14 protein-coding genes are annotated in these 18,405 nt (G+C 48.7%); 8 read left to right on the top strand and 6 right to left on the bottom strand.

The window, feature by feature from the left end; all coding sequences use genetic code 11:
* The first annotated feature begins 2 nt into the window (after window positions 1–2).
* The 7 genes from EJV45_RS13555 (at window position 3) to EJV45_RS13525 (ending at window position 6,844) form a co-directional block, all read left to right on the top strand.
* Window positions 3–1,055 (top strand): sugar phosphate isomerase/epimerase, encoded by a 1,053-nt coding sequence (locus tag EJV45_RS13555; RefSeq protein WP_129716259.1) that lies wholly within the window; start codon window positions 3–5, stop codon window positions 1,053–1,055.
* Window positions 1,056–1,086: 31 nt separating this feature from the next.
* Entirely contained in the window at window positions 1,087–1,509 is a 423-nt protein-coding gene (locus EJV45_RS13550) for a c-type cytochrome (protein ID WP_129716257.1), read from the top strand.
* Window positions 1,510–1,546: 37 nt separating this feature from the next.
* Complete coding sequence (locus EJV45_RS13545; RefSeq protein ID WP_129716255.1) at window positions 1,547–3,004, top strand: Gfo/Idh/MocA family protein; 1,458 nt, start codon at window positions 1,547–1,549, stop codon at window positions 3,002–3,004.
* 60 nt (window positions 3,005–3,064) lie between these two features.
* On the top strand, window positions 3,065–3,739 hold the full coding sequence (locus tag EJV45_RS13540) for a DUF1080 domain-containing protein (protein ID WP_129716254.1): 675 nt from the start codon (window positions 3,065–3,067) through the stop codon (window positions 3,737–3,739).
* A 78-nt stretch (window positions 3,740–3,817) separates the two neighbouring features.
* Window positions 3,818–5,056, top strand: a complete 1,239-nt coding sequence (locus EJV45_RS13535) for a nucleoside permease (protein ID WP_129716252.1) — start codon at window positions 3,818–3,820, stop codon at window positions 5,054–5,056.
* A gap of 9 nt (window positions 5,057–5,065) precedes the next feature.
* Window positions 5,066–5,947: a hydroxypyruvate isomerase family protein gene (locus EJV45_RS13530; RefSeq protein ID WP_205942388.1), complete on the top strand. Its 882-nt coding sequence runs from the start codon at window positions 5,066–5,068 to the stop codon at window positions 5,945–5,947.
* 24 nt (window positions 5,948–5,971) lie between these two features.
* On the top strand, window positions 5,972–6,844 hold the full coding sequence (locus tag EJV45_RS13525) for a sugar phosphate isomerase/epimerase (RefSeq protein WP_129716250.1): 873 nt from the start codon (window positions 5,972–5,974) through the stop codon (window positions 6,842–6,844).
* Window positions 6,845–6,893: 49 nt separating this feature from the next.
* On the opposite strand, the gene EJV45_RS13520 is transcribed toward EJV45_RS13525, so the two are convergent.
* Both EJV45_RS13520 and EJV45_RS13515 read right to left on the bottom strand, forming a co-directional pair.
* Complete coding sequence (locus EJV45_RS13520; protein ID WP_129716248.1) at window positions 6,894–8,450, bottom strand: S10 family peptidase; 1,557 nt, start codon at window positions 8,448–8,450, stop codon at window positions 6,894–6,896.
* Between the two features lie 167 nt (window positions 8,451–8,617).
* Window positions 8,618–9,868, bottom strand: coding sequence for an ectonucleotide pyrophosphatase/phosphodiesterase (locus tag EJV45_RS13515; RefSeq protein WP_129716246.1), 1,251 nt, complete (start codon window positions 9,866–9,868; stop codon window positions 8,618–8,620).
* Between the two features lie 392 nt (window positions 9,869–10,260).
* Here EJV45_RS13515 and EJV45_RS13510 point away from each other — a divergent pair, with 392 nt between their 5' ends.
* Window positions 10,261–10,854: a GIN domain-containing protein gene (locus EJV45_RS13510; protein WP_129716244.1), complete on the top strand. Its 594-nt coding sequence runs from the start codon at window positions 10,261–10,263 to the stop codon at window positions 10,852–10,854.
* Between the two features lie 84 nt (window positions 10,855–10,938).
* On the opposite strand, the gene EJV45_RS13505 is transcribed toward EJV45_RS13510, so the two are convergent.
* From EJV45_RS13505 to EJV45_RS13490, 4 genes are read right to left on the bottom strand one after another with little or no spacing between them, the layout of a single operon-like run.
* Window positions 10,939–12,216, bottom strand: a complete 1,278-nt coding sequence (locus tag EJV45_RS13505; protein WP_240755287.1) for a sulfite exporter TauE/SafE family protein — start codon at window positions 12,214–12,216, stop codon at window positions 10,939–10,941.
* A gap of 37 nt (window positions 12,217–12,253) precedes the next feature.
* Window positions 12,254–13,669 (bottom strand): arylsulfatase, encoded by a 1,416-nt coding sequence (locus tag EJV45_RS13500; protein WP_129716242.1) that lies wholly within the window; start codon window positions 13,667–13,669, stop codon window positions 12,254–12,256.
* A gap of 4 nt (window positions 13,670–13,673) precedes the next feature.
* Entirely contained in the window at window positions 13,674–15,176 is a 1,503-nt protein-coding gene (locus EJV45_RS13495; RefSeq protein ID WP_129716240.1) for a RagB/SusD family nutrient uptake outer membrane protein, read from the bottom strand.
* A 7-nt stretch (window positions 15,177–15,183) separates the two neighbouring features.
* Window positions 15,184–18,291: a TonB-dependent receptor gene (locus EJV45_RS13490; protein WP_240755286.1), complete on the bottom strand. Its 3,108-nt coding sequence runs from the start codon at window positions 18,289–18,291 to the stop codon at window positions 15,184–15,186.
* Window positions 18,292–18,405: the final 114 nt, after the last annotated feature.

Below are 18,405 nucleotides of genomic sequence, written 5' to 3'. Positions count from 1 at the left end.
AAATGACGACAATAAAAGGACCTGCCGTATTTCTTGCGCAGTTTATTGGCGACAGCGCCCCGTTCAATTCGCTCGAGGGTATTTGTGGCTGGGCAGCCGAATTGGGCTTTAAAGGCATCCAGATGCCTACACTTGATGAACGGTTCATCAATCTGCAGCTTGCTGCAGAAAGCAAGACCTATGCGGATGAACTTAAAGGAAAGATTGCCGGCTTCGGGCTGGAGATCAGCGAGCTGTCGACACATCTTCAGGGACAATTGGTTGCTGTGCACCCGGCGTACGATGATATGTTTGACGCCTTTGCGCCAAAAAGTCTTCATGGCAATCCTGCCGAGCGTCAAAAGTGGGCGGTACAGCAAATGAAATACGCCGCAAAAGCATCTGAAAACCTTGGTCTGAAAGCGCATGCTACATTCAGCGGTTCGCTGCTGTGGCAGTATTTTCATCCCTGGCCTCAGCGCCCGGCGGGGCTTGTTGAAGAAGGTTTCAGGGAACTTGGCAAACGCTGGACACCGATCCTGAATGCTTTTGATGAGTCAGGTGTCGATGTTTGTTACGAAATTCATCCCGGCGAGGATCTGTTCGACGGCCAGACCTATGAAATGTTCCTCGAAGAAGTAAATGAACATCCCAGGGCCTGTTTGTTGTATGACCCGTCTCACTTCGTGCTTCAGCAACTGGATTATATTCAGTATATCGATCTTTACCACGAACGCATTAAAGCCTTCCATGTGAAAGATTCAGAGTTTAATCCGACTGGCAGACAGGGAACCTTTGGCGGTTATCAGAACTGGGCAAACCGTGCGGGGCGTTACCGATCTCCCGGCGACGGCCAGGTTGATTTCAAAACCATTTTTAGCAAACTTGCCCAGTACGATTATCAGGGCTGGGCCGTTATGGAGTGGGAATGCAGTATTAAAGATTCAAACGTCGGTGCCAGAGAAGGCGCAGAATTTATAAAGAAAAACATCATCAAAGTGACCGAGCGCGCATTCGACGACTTTGCAGCTTCGGGCGGTGACGATGCATTTAACAGAAAAGTACTCGGTCTGTAAGCGCAGGCAGAAGACCAAAAACAGACAACACATGAAAAAGACAATTTTTACCCTGATATCATTTGTCGCCATTTCGCTGTATGCTTGTGGCGGTGGGGAAGAGAAAAAAGAAGAAACGACGGCCATAGGCCAGGAAGAACAAACCTCAGGCTCTACAGAGAGTTCGGCTGCAGGAAGCGCCGCACCATCTGGTCCTGCTATGCCGGGCGAAAAACTGATTGCGAAATCAGACTGTATCGGCTGTCATAACAAAACCCAGAAAGTGATCGGGCCATCATATCAGGATGTTGCGGCGAAGTATGAAGCCAATGACAAAAACATCAATGATCTGGCAGGCAAAATCATTAAGGGCGGCAAAGGTGTTTGGGGCGAAATCCCGATGACTCCGCACCCGACCGTTAGCCAGGATGATGCGAAAGAAATGGTTAAGTATATCCTTTCCCTGAAGAAGTAAAACACCCAAAGAACACCTCTTATAACCAAAAAAAATCATGGAAAAAGAACCACAAAAGGCCAATACCAGTGGCCGGCGCGACTTCCTCAAAACTACAGCAGTAGCGGCAGCCGCTTTTATGATCGTACCCCGGCATGTGCTGGGCGGTCCGGGTTTTCTTGCACCCAGCGATAAACTGCTCGTAGCAGGTATCGGTGCCGGTGGCAAAGGCCAGTCAGACATTGCCATGTTTGCAAAAAGCGGAAAAGCGGATATCGCTTTTCTTTGCGACGTTGACACCCGCCGCGCTGCAAACAGCGTGAAAAACTTCCCGAAAGCTAAGTTTTATAAGGACTACCGCGAAATGCTCGACAAAGAGCACAAAAACTTTGACGCTGTTTCTGTATCAACGCCGGATCACAACCACGCCGTTCAGGCACTTGCAGCCATGCAGCTCGGTAAACACGTCTACGTACAGAAACCGCTTACGCACGATATCTACGAAGCTCGTATCCTGACAGCAGCAGCCAAAAAATACAAGGTTGTTACGCAGATGGGTAACCAGGGAGCTTCTAACGACGGTCCCCGCCAGATGAAAGAATGGTATGATGCCGGCCTGATCGGCGATGTACATACGGTTTATGCATGGACCAACAGGCCCGTGTGGCCACAGGGTATTCCATGGCCGACAACTAAAGGACAGGTCCCTGCAGAACTTGACTGGGATCTGTGGTTAGGCACCGCTCCTTACAGAGATTATGTAGACAAGCTTGTACCTTTCAACTGGCGCGGTTGGTGGGATTACGGCACCGGCGCTCTTGGCGATATGGGCTGTCACCTGCTCGAAGCACCTTTCAGTGTGTTAAACCTGAAATACGCAAGTGAAGTGGAAGCCAGCGTTGGCTCTGTATATGTTGACGAATTTAAACGCGGCTATTTCCCTGAAAGCTGCCCGCCGTCGAGCCACGTAACCCTGAAATTCCCGAAAACAAACAAAACAAAAGGCGAAGTAACCGTACACTGGATGGACGGCGGTATACAGCCTGAACGCCCTGAAGAACTGCAGGCTAACGAGACCTTCGGCGATGGTGGTAACGGAACGCTGTTTATCGGTACAAAAGGCAAAATGATGTCTGAAACCTATAGTGCGAACCCTAAGTTGCTTCCGCTTACGCGTAACAAAGACATCAAAGTTCCTGCGAAATACAAACGCGTACCGGGCGGTGCAGATGGTCACTATGCTCAATGGGTTGAGGCTGCTATTGCCGGTTATGGTAAACAGGAAGTCAGTTCTCCGTTCGAGATTGCCGGCCCGCTTACCGAAGCGTTACTTATGGCCAACCTGGCTATCCGCGGCTTTGATATCAAAGAAACCAAAAATGGCAGAGATACATACCCTGGCCGTTACGTTAAATTGTTGTGGGATAATGACAACATGAAAGTAACCAACCTGGACGCTGCCAACCAGTTTGTAAAACGTCAGTACAGACAGGGCTGGAACGATCTGAAATTGTAATAAAATTTACCGGTTGCCTGAGCTAAAACCTTTGTGCAACCGGTTTTAAGAACTATCAATATGAAAAAATCATTTGTAGCAGCTGCGTTTTTAATGGCTGCAACCTTCGGTGCGCAGGCTCAGAAGGGTTTTAAACCTCTTTTCGACGGAAAAACCACTGCAGGTTGGCACACCTATAACAAAACCGAAGCGGGAAGCGCATGGGTTGTCGATAATGGCGCCCTGATGATGAATTCTGAAACTAAAGAAGGCCGCGGAGACCTGGTTACAGACAAAGAATACAGCAATTTCCACCTGAAACTTGAATGGAAAGTTGCTGAAGGTGCAAACAGCGGCATCATCTTCTTCGTGCATGAAGAACCGAAGTACCGTGCAACGTATGCAACCGGCCCTGAAATGCAGGTTCTGGATGATGAACGTCATCCTGACGGAAAAATCAACAAACACAATTCAGGCGACCTTTATGACCTGATTAAAAGCAGTACACGTGCTGTAAAACCGGTAGGCGAATGGAACCTGGCAGAGATCATTGCCAAAAACGGCAAACTCGAACTGAAACTGAATGGCAAAAGTGTTGTGAAAACCACGATGTGGGATGACAACTGGAAGGCTCTTATTGCAGGCAGCAAGTTTGCAAAATGGGAAGGTTTCGGCGCTTACAAAAGCGGAAAGATTGCGCTGCAGGACCACGGCGACAAGGTTTGGTACCGCAACATCGTAATTAAAGAGCTTTAAGCAGCCAAAGTTTTAAGAAAATGGACAACGATTGTTGTCCATTTTTTTTTATTTTTAGAACCTAACTCTACAAACCAAATGAATTCTTCAATACGTTTCAAACTGTCATTTATGATGTTCCTCGAGTTTTTTATCTGGGGAGCCTGGTTTGTTACTCTGGGAACTTTCCTGGCCAATAATCTGAAGGCGACAGGATCCGAGAGTGCAACCGTATTTTCGACACAATCCTGGGGAGCTATCATTGCCCCGTTCATTATCGGGCTCATCGCCGACCGGTACTTCAACGCTGAAAAGATTTTAGGTATCCTGCACCTTGCAGGCGCCTTCCTGATGTACCAGATGTATCAGGCCACAGATGTGAGCGTATTTTATCCTTATGTACTGGTGTATATGATCCTGTATATGCCTACGCTTGCGCTGGTTAATTCTGTGTCTTTTAATCAAATGAAAGACCCTGAGAAAGAGTTCTCTAATATCCGCGTTTTCGGTACCATAGGCTGGATCATAGCCGGCTTATCTATCAGTTTCCTGTTTCACTGGGACTCCCCGGAAAATATTCAGGGCGGCATGCTGAAAAATACGTTCCTCCTTGCAGGCGTGGCCTCCGCCCTGCTCGGACTGTTTAGCTTTGCACTTCCCGCTACTCCGCCTAAAGCAGTGAAAGGCGAAAAAGTGAAAGTGAGCGAACTGCTTGGCCTGGATGCGCTAAAACTTCTGAAAGACAAGAATTTTGCAATATTCTTTATATCCGCTATTCTGATCTGCATACCACTCGCTTTCTACTATCAGAATGCAGGTTTGTATCTGGCAAGCATCGGCGTTGGTAACCCGACTGGCAAAATGGCAATCGGCCAGATTTCTGAGGCTGCTTTCCTGCTGCTTATTCCAGTCTTTTTCAAAAAGTATGGCTTCAAAAAGACCATCCTTGTTGGAATGCTTGCCTGGGCAGTTCGTTACGTGCTATTTGCATATGGCAACGCGGGTGAACTTGCGTTTATGCTGCTGATCGGGATTGCGCTTCACGGTATCTGCTACGACTTCTTCTTCGTGTCCGGACAAATCTATACCAACTCGAAAGCAGGCGATCGTTACAAGAGTTCGGCTCAAGGACTTATCACGCTTGCAACCTATGGTGTCGGTATGCTCATCGGGTTTGAAGTTGCCGGAAAGATCACTGATACGTATAAGGCTGCAGACGGGGCTGTACAATGGGAAATGGTATGGCTTATTCCTGCCGGTATCGCTGCAGTCGTGTTCCTGTTATTTGCCCTGCTCTTCAACGACAAAAAAACTAAAGAAATTCCCGCTACCATTTAAACCGGACCGGTGAAAAAGAAAATCAGCAGGCGGACCGTTGTCAGGCAACTCACTGTAGGTGCTATGGCAATCGGTCCGCTTTCGCAGGTGCCCGTATTTGCATCTGATTCAACAAAAACAGCTACATTGAAAGGAAATATCAATCATTCCGTATGCCGTTGGTGTTATGGAGAACTCGACCTCGACACACTGTGCATCGAGGGAAAAAAACTGGGTCTGAAAGCAATTGACCTTGCAGGCCCTAAAGACTGGCCGGTGCTGAAGAGGCACGGCATAGACTCTTCTATGTGTAACGGCGCGGAAATTAACCTGGTCGATGGCTGGAATGATCAGAAATTCCATGCTACCTTGATTAAAAACTACACCGATATGATTCCGAAGGTGGCAGAAGCGGGTTATAAAAATCTGATCTGCTTCAGCGGCAATACCCGGGGAAAAACTGATGAAGAAGGATGGCAAAATTGCGTGACCGGTTTGAAGCAGGTATTGCCCTTAGCTGAAAAACATGGCGTTATTTTGGTGATGGAATTATTAAATAGCCGCGTAGATCATCCCGATTACCAGTGTCACCACACTGAATGGGGCGTTGAGCTTGCAAAACGCCTCGGTTCAGAAAATTTCAAACTGCTTTATGACATTTACCACATGCAGGTAGATGAAGGTGACGTGATTGCTACAATACGTAAACACCATAAGTACCTGGGTCATTACCATACGGCAGGCGTACCCGGAAGAAATGAAATTGACAATACGCAGGAACTAAATTATCCGGCCATTATGAAAGCTATTGTGGCTACAGGATTTAAAGGATATGTAGCACAGGAGTTTATCCCTAAAGCATCAGATAAACTCGCATCACTGAAGCAAGGGATCATGATCTGCGACGTTTAGGAGTGTTATAAACGAAGAGAATATATGAGTACGAGGAGAACATTTATTAAACAGGCAGGTGTTGCCGGCGCGGGAACCCTCCTGTTGCCGTCATTTGCGTGCTCCGCTGCGCAAAAGGCAGTCGGTCTGCAACTGTATACCTTACGGGATCTGTTGCCGAAAGATGTGAAAGGCATAATCGGACGGGTTGCAGCCGCCGGATATAAAGAGGTAGAAACCTATGGTTTTGATCCAAAGACGGGATTCTGGGGCCTTTCTGTAAAAGACTTTAAAAGCCTGCTTACAGACAATGGCTTACAGGCAGTGAGTGGTCATATGGGTTTTGACAGTTACATTGAAAGCGGTAATAGTGATGAGTTAAAGGCCAACATAGAGGCGATGCGCACACTTGATGCCAATTATGTAACCGTTGCCTGGCTTGGTGAGCAGGTGCGCAAATCGGCAGATGACTTTAAAAAGATCGCAGCTAAATTCAATGAGGCTGCCCGCCTGGCAAAGGCATCAGGCCTTGGCTTTGCTTATCACAATCATGACTTCGAGTTTCATAAACTGGGCGATACCACCGGTTATGATATTATGCTCGGAGAAACCGATCCCCAGCTGGTGAAGTTTGAACTTGATCTTTATTGGGCTGTACGTTCAGGCAATCATCCGTCAAAACTATTTGCTGCGCACCCCGGGCGTTTCCCCATGTGGCATGTAAAGGACATGGCTAAAGGCAAACCGCAGGACAACACCGAGATCGGACACGGAGATATTGATTTCAAGGCGATATTTTCAAAATCGCGCGAGGCTGGTCTTGAGCATTTTTTTGTAGAACAGGAAAGCAATTATCAGCCCACTGAGCTGGATTCGATAAAAACAAGTTGCAATTACATCAAAAGCAACCTCATTTAAACAAAAAAGCCGGCTTTATTAAGGCCGGCTTTTTTGTTCAATGCCTTATTTAAAATTTAGCAGCCTGGCCCTCTTTAGGCAGCGCTTTCTGAATAAACGCGCGGATATTCTCGTTACCCTTCTTCAGATCTTCTTTACGCAAATACATCATATGGCCGCTTCTGTATCCTTCCCAGCTTAGCCTGTCTTTAAGTCGCCCTGATGCATCAAGCTGCCATAAGTTATACTTTGCGTTAAAGTAATCGCAGGCCCCGTCGTAATACCCCGATTGCACAAGTACATGCAGATATGGGTTTTGTGCCATAGCCTGTCGCAGGTTTTCGCCAGTGTTATTTCCGCTGTTGTCCCAGGGATGTACAGACCCGAACATGTTGTATTTAAGGTCCGTTTTGTAATTCAGTTCGTTTCGCAGATACATGTTGATGGCCGGTGTAAACGAATGCAGCCATGATGTAAGCTCCGCATTGTAGTCAGGGCTATCGCCTGCGTCCTGACGGTCTATGCCCAGATATCTAGAATCGAGACGCCCGATTGTGTAACCACGCTCACGGAGCAGTTCTTTCCAAAAAAGATTGGTAGATACGACAAGGTTATTTTGAATGATGACCTTTTCTGACAGCCCCGAGTACCGCGCCATTTTTGCGGCAATCGCTTTGCGCTTTGTTTCATCAAGCGTGCTGCCACGGGAAATGGCAGGGATCAACTCGTTCATCGTAAATTCTTCAACTTCCGGCAGCATGGCTGTCAGGTCTTTATTCTGCAGATCTGCAGGCAATGCTTTGTGGTACCAGGCTGCCGCCGCAAAGTATGGCCAGCGCAGGGCAGCATCGACCGGGCCGCCCCGCTCAATACCAAGCTCTGTGGGCGATACGAGGATTACCCCATTCAGGTACATCCATTGTGAGTTCTGAAGCTCGAGCGCCAGACCACTAACACGCGTGGTGCCGTAACTTTCACCGATCAAAAACTTTGGTGAAGCCCAGCGGTTTGTGCGGGTTACAAAAGTATTGAGCCATTCGGCCAAATATTTTATGTCTGCCCGGACGCCGAAAAACTTATTGCCAGGAACATCTTTCGAAACCGCCCGGCTATAACCGGTATTTACCGGATCAATGTAAACAATGTCAGCCACATCCAGAATTGAATACGGGTTCTCCTTGTAGCCGTAGGGCTGAACCGGATAACCCTCATCATCAATTTTGAGTACGACCGGGCCGGTATAGGCAATGTGCATCCATACGGATGCAGATCCCGGACCCCCGTTGAAAGAGATAACCAGCGGCCGTTTTTCCTTGTTCTGGACATCAGAACGCTCGTAATATGTATAGAACAGACCGGCGATCGGTTTGCCTTCCTCATCCCATACAGGCAATGTTCCGGCGGTAGCCTTATACGGCACAGACTTTCCGTTGATATTTACAGTGTGCTGCGTAACCGTCGCGCTTTCTGTCTGGATGCTGCGGCTGGGAGACGCTTCTTTCAAACTTTCCTTTTGCTGTGGCTGAGCTGCTGTTGATGTGCCGGCATTGCGTTGCCGTCCACCTTCCTGGGCAATTACGCCGGTTGCAAACAATGTCAGCAAGAGGAACAAGGATCCTTTTTTCATGTCGGTTTGGTTTAGTGTCTAAAGATTCGAAAAAACGTGAAAGTGGGCAAATTTATACCGGCTTTAAGGGCGATGATAACAGGTTTATTACCATCGGTTCCTGGCCAAAACATCGTCTTACACGTAGTGGCAGGGTGCATGTTGTATAGCCGGACCGAGAAGTGCTATTAACGTAAAATTGATTTCAGAACCTCAATCCGTCCGTCTACAGGCTGAGAAATTGTAAGGCCAAGAATCCGGGCAATGAGCGGATAGATATGTATGTTTTCGAACCCCGCAATACGTTTTTTGGTTTTGAACGCCGGCCCCCAGGCGTAAAAAACGCCGCGCATATCGCGCAATTCAGGGTCGTAACCATGTTTGCCCGGTGTAACCATTTTTCCGCTCAGGTTAAATATGTACGGATGATCAGGTACCAGCACAATATCGCCGATCCGGTTGTAGGTGTCGTCTTGTTTCGCGTAATGCCAGCGTCGTGGAAGTTCCCCTGCCAGATAGACCTTGTAATGCCGCGCCTCTGCCTTCAGTTTACTGTAAACAGGCTGAACATTTTTGGGGTCTTTTGCGTAAAGGTGCACGAGCGCCTCGCCCGGTGGTACGATAAACTGTGCTGTGTCTACTGCTGATGGTAAACCGAGCGAGCGGTCTGTTAATACCGAGGTCATTCCATGGTCTGACACAAAGATGTAATTGACATCAAGCTTCAGCGAGTCGACAGTGCGAACCAGATCGCCTACGGCCTGATCAACAAAATGTACCGCAGCCCCGGTTTCCGGCGAATCTGCCCCGTAATAGTGGGCAGCATGATCTACCTCGCGAAAATAGAAGGTAAGCAAATGCGGCCTTTGAGGTGGCGGCAACTGCAGCCAGGCCTTAACACCGGCTATGCGCTGAGCGATCGAACCGGCGGTGGTAAACGGATAATAATACGTTTGGAACATCCCGCCAACAGGCGCTTCCGAACCGACCCAGAAATAACTGGCAGCAAGCATTTGTTGCTGTTCGGCCAGTGTCCATAGTGGTACACCCCCATAAAAACTCGCATCGCGAACGGCTGCAGTGTCGTTCGAGGCATAGAAGCGATTCAGTTTCGGATCAAAAAAATTGTTGTCTACAATGCCGTGCCGGGAAGGATACATCCCGGTCACAATGCTGTAATGGTTCGGGAAGGTCAGGCTCGGATAAGCGGATTGAAGGTATTTGGCGTGAACACCGTTTTTTCGGAGGGCCAGCAGGTTACTGGCCTGAAATTTCTCGGCAAGGTCCCAGCGAAAGCCGTCTGCTGAGATCAGAATAACATACGGCCGCACCATAGCTTGCCTGCTGTTAAACCGCTGAGGCACGCTGATGCCGGTTTTGTGCTGAGCGAAAACAGCCAGATGCATAAACATCAGTCCCGCCAAAACATAGTTTTTCATGAATGGCTTAAAATTAAAGATTTTCAGTGAACGACAGAAACTACGACTGGCGCCCAGCCCTCGATCCGCAGGTATTGTGCGGTCATGTGTCAGATGGAACGCACCGGATTGATATGCGAATACCACTCAATTGACACTTGTTAATCAGCGGTGGAACACGTCCGTAAACGATTCAAACTCAACAGCTGACCATACACCGACATCATCTTTCTGTCTGTTTATCAGCCACTTGAACCACCTGAAAGTTGAGCAGGCTGTTCGTCTGGAATTATCAGGCGTTGGTCGATGTGTACATCCGGGTGGTATAAAAGCGTCGAAAGCCCTGCAACGTTTCCCGGTACAGGGCGTCTTAATAGCAAAACAAGGAACAAGAAAACTTTAATTATAAAATCATGAAAACCTCGATTAAAACCTTATTTGTTGCTGCCATGTCAGCCATCATTTGTACTTCAGGCGCCTTTGCCGCAACTGCAGATGCAAAACTCTTAAAAATTGAAAAAGCCGCACATCCAAAAGGCGTCAGAAAAATCGTCGCAGAAGGCAACGTAGAGATCGTACTTGTGCAGGGAAAATCAGAAAGCGTGAAGAACCTGAGTGAGGAGACCTGCAGGGCGCGGGTTACGCAAAAAGGTGATGTATTACATATTGTTTCAACGCAGGCCACACCTGAACGTATTGAAGTGAGCGTAAAAGACATTTACCGGATTCAGGCATCAGGCTCTGTAAAAGTGATAACACCACGTGATCTGAACATGCAGTTCCTGCAGATCATTCTCAAAGATGACGCAAAAGCTGAAGTCGGTGCAAATGTCGAGGGTCTCTTTACCATGCTGCAGGACAGTTCTTCATTGAAATTAAGCGGTACTGCCCGCGACCACAGCCTGAATATGAGCAGCATAGCAAGCATTACAATGGACAAGTTCAATTCTCTGCGCTCAAGTGCTTATCCGATTCAGGCAGACGGACAAAAGGTTGCAGCCCGCTAAAATATACCTGTAACGATCTGCGAAGGGATCTGATGCAGCAGGTGATCTGAAGGTGACAGCAAAAACTGTCACTTTTTTATTTGCTTATAGTTTTGAAACGACGCTCCAAAGTGTACGGATGCTTGATAAAATCACGATCACACCAACGCCAATAAAAACTTTCTTAACCGGGAGCCTGCCAACCAGCCGGGCGGCGAGCGGTGCGGCAATCAGACCGCCGATAATTAGACCGGCAATAGCCTGAATGTGGCTCAGTCCAAGCATAATAAAAAAAGTAACCGCACTTGCCAGCGTTACAAAAAATTCGGTTACGCTAACAGAACCGATCACATATTTAGGGCTCCGGCCTTTTGAGATCAGGGTACTTGTTACCAAAGGTCCCCACCCGCCCCCGCCAAACGAGTCAAGGAACCCGCCAGCCCAGGCCAGAAGACCTACATTTTTTACCTTTTTTGGTTTCGACAGTTTGCGGAACGCATTAACCAGGATCCTGATACCAAGAAACAGTGTATAAACGGAAAGCAGGGGCCTGATAAACCAGGCCTGAGCTTCACCCAGTAAACTCAACAGCACTGCACCTAAAATGGCCCCAATCACACCCGGAATCAGCATGTGTCTGAAGAGCTTCTTGTTTACATTTCCAAATTTATAGTGGCTGTAGCCTGAGGCCCCGCTCGAAAACATTTCAGCAGTATGGATACTGCCGCTTATAGCAGCGGGATTTACCCCGGCTGTCAATAAAACAGAGGTCGAAATGACCCCATAACCCATACCCAAAGCCCCATCTACCAATTGGGCAAAAAATCCGGCGGCAAGCATCCATAAGAATGCGGGCTCTGTACGGTTCCAGACATCGGCAAGTCCGTAAAGCAGGGGGTTCAGGCCGATATAACTAAATAGCGCATGACCGATAAACATGCAGGCCAATCCAAAAAGCGACCAGTTTGCCAGCCTTCTCCATTTCTGCTCGGGCCTGATGCGGTCCGGCTCGGCAGCAGGCGGCAATGGCAGACTGATGTTGCTGAATGCAGGGCGCTCCGGACTGAAGACCAACTTTCCCGCCAGGCTTGCTTCTTTGAAAATACGCGCGGCCTCCGGCTCACCGGCAGACACGATAATCAGCGCGTAACGGTCAATTGTCCGGCTTTCATACCCCGAGGGCACAATTTTTACCGTTTCATTGACCGTTTCAAGCTCACGTAAATCTTCAGGAGCATCCTGCGCAAGCACATCAATCCTTGCAGCAGCAGCCTGGTCGCTAAGGCCTTTGATCAGAGCAGCTACTGCCTGATCATAGCCTATTACTAATATCCGGTCGTTCCGGGTAGCCGTTGTGGTGGCCGTATCAAGTATCGTACTCATCCCTGTACAAAATTCGTTTGGGTTTTCATCATCGGTGCTATTTTTCCACATCATCCCAGCGGAACCTGGGGTTTTCTGCCGGTGTTTTGGCAGCGAGCATCAGTTTACGCAGGGCGGTCACTTTTTCACGCTCCTGCGCCGCCAGGTTACGTGCTTCCGCCCGGTCCTGCTGAATGTTGTAAAGTTCAAATCTTTCAGGTTCGCCCTGCTGTTTGAAACGGATCAGTTTCCATGGGCCCTGTGTAATTGCCTCTTTCAGGCCCTTCTCATTAAATTGCCAATAAAGGTAATCGTGTGTTTTTTCAGCTGGCCTCCCCTGAAGCACAGCATTGAAAGGCAAACCATCAATGTCTGCCGGTGTGGTTGTGCCAACTAACCGCGTGAAAGTGGGCAGCACATCCCAGAAAGCCCAGGGTTGGTTAGTCACTTTACCAGCAGCAATCTTACCGGGCGCACGCACAAGCATCGGCACACGGATACCGCCTTCATAGAGATCCCGTTTAATACCACGTAAACCGCCGGCACTGTTAAAGAATTCCGGATCTGCTCCACCTTCCGCATGCGGCCCATTGTCGCTCGAAAAGAAAATATAGGTGTTATCGTCAAGTCCGAGCTTTTTGACCTGTTCCAGCACCCGTCCTACATCAGCGTCCAGGCGGTGAATCATGGCGGCGAACGCAGCATGCGGCTGAGCCTGGCTGTCGTAATTGTTTTTCTTCTCGAATGGTGTTTCAGGTGGAAACTTGCTGGATCCGTCAGCATTGCGGAAACGTTTCATCAGGCTATCAGTTACCCGGAGTTCGGCATGCGGGAGCGTCAGCGGCAGGTATAAGAAAAATGGTTCATCACGATGATCGCCGATGAACTGCAGAGCCTTGTTCATAATCAGATCCTGAGCGTAAGATGCCGAATCTACCTGTACTTTGAAGGTCTTTCCATTGGCAGTTTCGTACAGGCGTTTCGTAAAGTAATCATGGGCGTGCGACTGGTCTAAATATCCAAAAAAGGAATCAAAACCCTTCAGATGCGGAGCACCCTGGCTATCCTCATCGCCAAGACCCCATTTACCATACATGCCGGTGGCGTAACCTGCCGCTTTAAGACGCTGGCTCAGTGTAGTATCCTGAGGGCGGAGCGCGGCGAGGCCATCTTTGGCCTTGGCGTTACCGCGAACCCATGCATTCCCCATGTGTTTTCCGGTCATCAGTGCACAGCGCGAGGGTGCACAAACCGTATTGCCTGAGTAAAAGCGGGTGAACTTTAAGCCCTCTTTCGCCAGCCGGTCAATATTCGGCGTGGGTGTCTTTGAATCAGACTGGTAACTGGTCAGGTTGCCATAACCGAGGTCATCTGCCAGGATGAAAATGATATTTGGCTTCTTGCCTTGCTGGGCTGCAACCGGAACGGCGGTGGCAAAAAGAAGAATGAGAATCAGGAGTGTAAGATTTTTCATGGTTTTATTTATTATAGCCGGGATTCTGACTAAGCGCCGGATTATTTTGAATTGCTATTGAAGGGACAGGCCACAGGTAATCCCGGGCGGCATTGAACTGCCGGCTGTCGATGCGGTTACCGGCAAGGTTCCGTACGTCACCGTTCAGCAGCTGGTCAGCCTTCCGCCAGCGGCGCAGATCATTGTAGTATAAACCTTCCCCGGCAAGCTCAATTCGGCGTTCATGCCTGATTTCCTCACGCAACTGGTCCCGGCTCTGACCGGCAGATACAGCCGGCATTTTTGCACGTGTACGGATCAGGTTCAGCGCATCATAGATGCTTTGCTCCGGTCCGGTGGCCTCGTTTTTTGCTTCTGCATACATAAGCAGGACATCTGCATAACGCAACAGAATATAGTTAAGCTCAGAGGTTCCGCTGGTGGGTGCTGCTACCGGCCGCTCATTGTCCTTAAATATAGTGTATTTTTTCATTCCAAGACCGGTACTGGGGTACTGGACAGGCGTTACGGTAGCGCCCTTAAACTGGCTCCCAGGCACGATGATGGTTGCCTGCAGCCGTGAATCGCGGTTCTCATATGGGCGCTGTGCATTGTAAACCGCCGAGCTGGAAATAGGCCTGCCATCTGTTGCGTAATAATCATTCAGCAGGTCAGGCAGCGGTGCCGAACCCAACTGCTGGTCCAGGCTGATGTCAAGCGAGTGGGTAAACTCCGGGAAGCGGTACTGTAAATCGAAGATCACCTCGGTATTGCCTTCATTCTCCAGAAAAAAAATACCGCGATAATCGGGAAACAGGTTATGCGACTTCAAATCCATCATTTGTTTCGCCGCATCAGCTGCTTCCGCCCAGCGCGAAGCATACAATAATACCCGTGCTTTCAGGGCAAGCGCTGCACCCCGGGTTGCCCTGCCTTTGTCAGTTCCTGAATAACTCAACGGAAGTGCAGTGCCGCTGCCTGCCTCATCGAGGTCTTTCAGAATCTGTGCGAGCAGCTCTTCGGGTTTATTTCGCGGTAATGATGCCTGGTTTTCAAAATCAGTCGCTGAGGTAATCAGTGGCGCGCCGCCAAAATAGTTCCACAGGGGCAGATAAAATAGTGCCCGGAGAAATTTAGCTTCGGCCTTAAAGCGTTCTTTAAGTGCCACATCCATAGGCACCTGGTCAATGTTTGCCAGCAGGTTGTTTGCCCGGCCGATTCCGCGGTAGGAGCCATTCCATGCGTCATTAAAGAATCCGGTTGCCGCGTTGTGCAATCCGCGTGAGATAAGGTTGTACTCGTTATTGTACTGATAAGAATTGGGGGTAAGTGCATCGGTATAAACCGAGCCGGCTGCATATACGTTATAAAACAGCGCGGCATAAGTTGCATTCAGCGCAGCTTCGGCCTGGTCTTTTGTTCGCCAATACGTATCCTGGGTAAACCGGTCTGTTGGCGTAACATCGAGAAAATTTTGGCAGGCCGGCAACACAGGCAACAGGAACAGCAGGTACAGATATTTTTTCATGTTCATGTTATTTTAAAGATAGATTAAGACCGGCAGTAATGGTTTTCGCGTTTGGGTATTCAATGAGATCAGCACGGGTTAAATTCCGCTCCGGATCGCTGAATTTAAAATTGGTGATAGTCAGGTAATTCTGCGCGTTCATAAAAACTTTCAGCAAACTCACGCCGGCTTTTAAGGTCCATTTTTGCGGGAGTGTGTAGGCCAGCTGAACATTTTTAAGTCTCAGGTAAGATGCGTCGCGCACCCAGAACCCCGAGGTCTGAAAATTTTGAGGATATCCATTCGAGGTTGTGAGCCGCGGCAGCCGTGCAAAGGGGTTCTGCGGCGTCCACGAATCTGTTAACCAGTCGCGTGTTACGCCGGCACCGTTTTTAAATGGTTGTGCCAGGTTTCCGGTCAGGTAGGTATCAACATCCTGCAGACCCTGAAAAATGAAACTGAAGTCGAAGTTCTTCCAGCCTATTCCACCCGAAAAACCGTACACATACTTTGGAATACTGTTGCCGATCACGACACGGTCGTTGTTGTCAATGATATTGTTTCCGTCAACATCCCTGTACCTGAGATCGCCCGGCTGTGTGCCGGTGTTCTGAAACGGGCTGGCAGCCACTTCGGCGGCCGACTGGAATATACCTTCGGCTTCAAGACCAAAAAAAGAATCAATCGGTGAACCTTCCTGGATAATTGTGTTTCCGCTGAAGTAGCGCTGCCCGTTCAGATTGGTTACCTGGTTTGTAACCTTCGTAATGTTCGCATCAATATTGTATCTGAAGTGCTTAAATGCATCTTTCCAGCCGAGCGTGAGTTCAAAACCACGGTTAGACACCGCTCCTATGTTTCGTACCGGTCCGGCAAGGTTCCCTACCTGTCCGGGAATGCTGATCTGGCGAAGAATATTGGTCGTCTGTTTACTGAACCAATCGAATTCAAAATTCATCCGGCCGCGAAGAAATGAGCCTTCAATCCCTACATCGGTCATCGCTGTGGTTTCCCAGGTAATATTTGGATCTGCAACCTGGGTAATGGCTGCGCCACTTACAACCGAACCGTTAAAATTATAATTCTGCCCGAGGCTGATCGCATCGACATAACTAAACAGCGGAAGATTCTGGTTACCCAATTGCCCGTACGAAGCGCGCAGTTTCAGGTTATCGAATATACCGGTACCTTTTAAAAAGCTTTCTTCGCTCAGTCGCCAGCCCGCAGAGAATGAGGGAAAGAAACCCCAGCGGTTGCCTTCGGCAAAGCGGGAGGAGCCATCATACCTGAAATTTGCCTCAAACAGGTATCTTTCCCGGTAATTGTAATTGATTCGCCCAAAGTAAGATTGCAGCTTCGACAAACCCGAACGACCGGTAACCTGCGGTGAGGTGCTTCCTGCATTCAGCTCTTCAAGGTCGTTACCCAGATAGCCCTGATTATAGGCCGAAAAATCTGCATCCCTGAAACTCTCTATACTAAAGCCAGCCAACGCATTGAAATTATGCTGTCCAAAACGCTGCTCCCAGGTCAGGGTATGGAAATTTGTCAGATTAATTGCGTTTTCACTTGCCTGCCTTACACCACGTGCGGGCGTATTTCCAATGGGCGTTATCACACCTGTTTTCGGATTTGTCAGATTGATAGCCGGATAGTTGTATTTGTTTATCCCGTACATCAGGTTTGCCGCCAAAGTTGTCTTGTAGCGGATATTAAATGGCAACTGATATTCGCCAAACAGATTGGCCAGCGTGCGGAACTGGTCCCTCTTATTGAAACCCTCTTTTGATAAAGCGACCGTGTTACGAAAAAAGTTATGGCCGGGTACGCGAATCCACTGATCAGCGTAGCTGCCATCCTGCGCATATGCTGTCTGAAATGGAAGGCCACGGTACGTCAAACCCATTAGCCCGCCCTCTCCGTTACCATCGTCAGCGCTGTAGGCGCTTTCCTTGCTGTGCCAGAAATTACCCGTTATGGCAGCTCCCACCCGAAGTTTTTTAGTAATATCTGCGTTTACGTTTGCGTTCAGCGAGTACCGTTTACCCAGGGTCTCGATCATAATACCTTCCTGATCAAGATACCCGAGCGAAACAGAAAATGTGGTTTTTTCACTGCCGCCTGAAAGACGCAGGTTATGTTCCTGTATAGCAGCGTTGCGGAACATCAGATCGAACCAGTTTGTGTTCGGATAAATGAAGGGATCGGTTCCGGTTCTGAATTCGTTGATAAGCGCCTGACTGCTTTCGGCAGGTTTACCTTCGTTCGCCAATGCCCGGTTTTTTCCTTCCATGTATTCGACGGTATTCGTGACAACATCCGGGAATTGTGTAGCCTGCTGAGAACCGGCATAAAAACTATAATCAAGACTGAATACGCCCTTCCTGCCACCTTTCGTTTTGACAAGTATGACGCCGTTGGCCGCCCGGTTCCCGTATATAGCTGCAGAAGCGGCATCTTTCAATACGGTGATACTTTCAATATCGCCCGGATTCACATCGCCAAGCGGATACTCGATACCGTCTACCAGCACAAGCGGATTGTTGTTGTTCAGCGTGCCGCTCCCACGAATTCTGATGCTTGCCCCATCAGCCCCCGGCCTGCCCTTTGTCTGGTTCGTAAACACACCCGGAACGTTCTGTAAGGCTTGTGTCGAGTTTGTAATCGGCCGGTTTGCCAGCGTCTTTTGCTCGATAGTTGAAACAGACCCTGTAAGATTTACTTTTTTCTGCGTCCCATAACCAACAACCACAACATCGTTCAGATCCTGGTTAAGTTCACGTAAACTGATCGTTGCCGGACTGGTAGCCACTTCAACTTCGGCTGCTTCATAACCAACATAGTTTACCTGTAAAATAAAAGGAAGTTTCTGACCGGTAACCAGGGCGAATTTGCCCTCAACATCAGTGGTCGCACCGTTGGTTGTACCTTTTATCCGAACTGTCGCACCGATCAGCGGTTCTTTGGTTTTTGAATCTATGACTTGTCCCCTGAGATTCGCGTTGATCATAGGCTGGTTCTGAGCGTAAAGGTTTGGTGCGATCAGCAGCAACAGCAAAAAGCAGGTTACACGTATCTTCTCCGGCATGCGGACGGCCGGAATGAAAACCCTTCGGTTTTCTTCCTGAATATGCATATTTTTGAATGGGTTTATAGGTAAGCGTAAGCAGGCCCGACGCCAATCTGAGTCCTGTTTATTATTTGTATTCCCGGGAAGCTTCGGCTTCCCTTTTTTATTTTATAATTCGCG

The sequence above is a fragment of the Pedobacter sp. SYP-B3415 genome (assembly GCF_004138205.1).
Classification (GTDB): Bacteria; Bacteroidota; Bacteroidia; order Sphingobacteriales; family Sphingobacteriaceae; genus Pedobacter.
Note: the sequence above shows the minus strand (reverse complement) of the source record. Positions and strands in the feature narration are given on the sequence as shown.

What these genes read in the sequence shown, in the direction of transcription:
- EJV45_RS13555 (WP_129716259.1), top strand. Translation starts at nt 3, where the DNA reads ATGACGACAATAAAAGGACCTGCCGTATTTCTTGCGCAGTTTATTGGC.
- EJV45_RS13550 (WP_129716257.1), top strand. Translation starts at nt 1,087, where the DNA reads ATGAAAAAGACAATTTTTACCCTGATATCATTTGTCGCCATTTCGCTG.
- EJV45_RS13545 (WP_129716255.1), top strand. Translation starts at nt 1,547, where the DNA reads ATGGAAAAAGAACCACAAAAGGCCAATACCAGTGGCCGGCGCGACTTC.
- EJV45_RS13540 (WP_129716254.1), top strand. Translation starts at nt 3,065, where the DNA reads ATGAAAAAATCATTTGTAGCAGCTGCGTTTTTAATGGCTGCAACCTTC.
- EJV45_RS13535 (WP_129716252.1), top strand. Translation starts at nt 3,818, where the DNA reads ATGAATTCTTCAATACGTTTCAAACTGTCATTTATGATGTTCCTCGAG.
- EJV45_RS13525 (WP_129716250.1), top strand. Translation starts at nt 5,972, where the DNA reads ATGAGTACGAGGAGAACATTTATTAAACAGGCAGGTGTTGCCGGCGCG.
- EJV45_RS13520 (WP_129716248.1), bottom strand. Translation starts at nt 8,450, where the DNA reads ATGAAAAAAGGATCCTTGTTCCTCTTGCTGACATTGTTTGCAACCGGC.
- EJV45_RS13515 (WP_129716246.1), bottom strand. Translation starts at nt 9,868, where the DNA reads ATGAAAAACTATGTTTTGGCGGGACTGATGTTTATGCATCTGGCTGTT.
- EJV45_RS13510 (WP_129716244.1), top strand. Translation starts at nt 10,261, where the DNA reads ATGAAAACCTCGATTAAAACCTTATTTGTTGCTGCCATGTCAGCCATC.
- EJV45_RS13505 (WP_240755287.1), bottom strand. Translation starts at nt 12,216, where the DNA reads ATGAGTACGATACTTGATACGGCCACCACAACGGCTACCCGGAACGAC.
- EJV45_RS13500 (WP_129716242.1), bottom strand. Translation starts at nt 13,669, where the DNA reads ATGAAAAATCTTACACTCCTGATTCTCATTCTTCTTTTTGCCACCGCC.
- EJV45_RS13495 (WP_129716240.1), bottom strand. Translation starts at nt 15,176, where the DNA reads ATGAAAAAATATCTGTACCTGCTGTTCCTGTTGCCTGTGTTGCCGGCC.
- EJV45_RS13490 (WP_240755286.1), bottom strand. Translation starts at nt 18,291, where the DNA reads ATGCATATTCAGGAAGAAAACCGAAGGGTTTTCATTCCGGCCGTCCGC.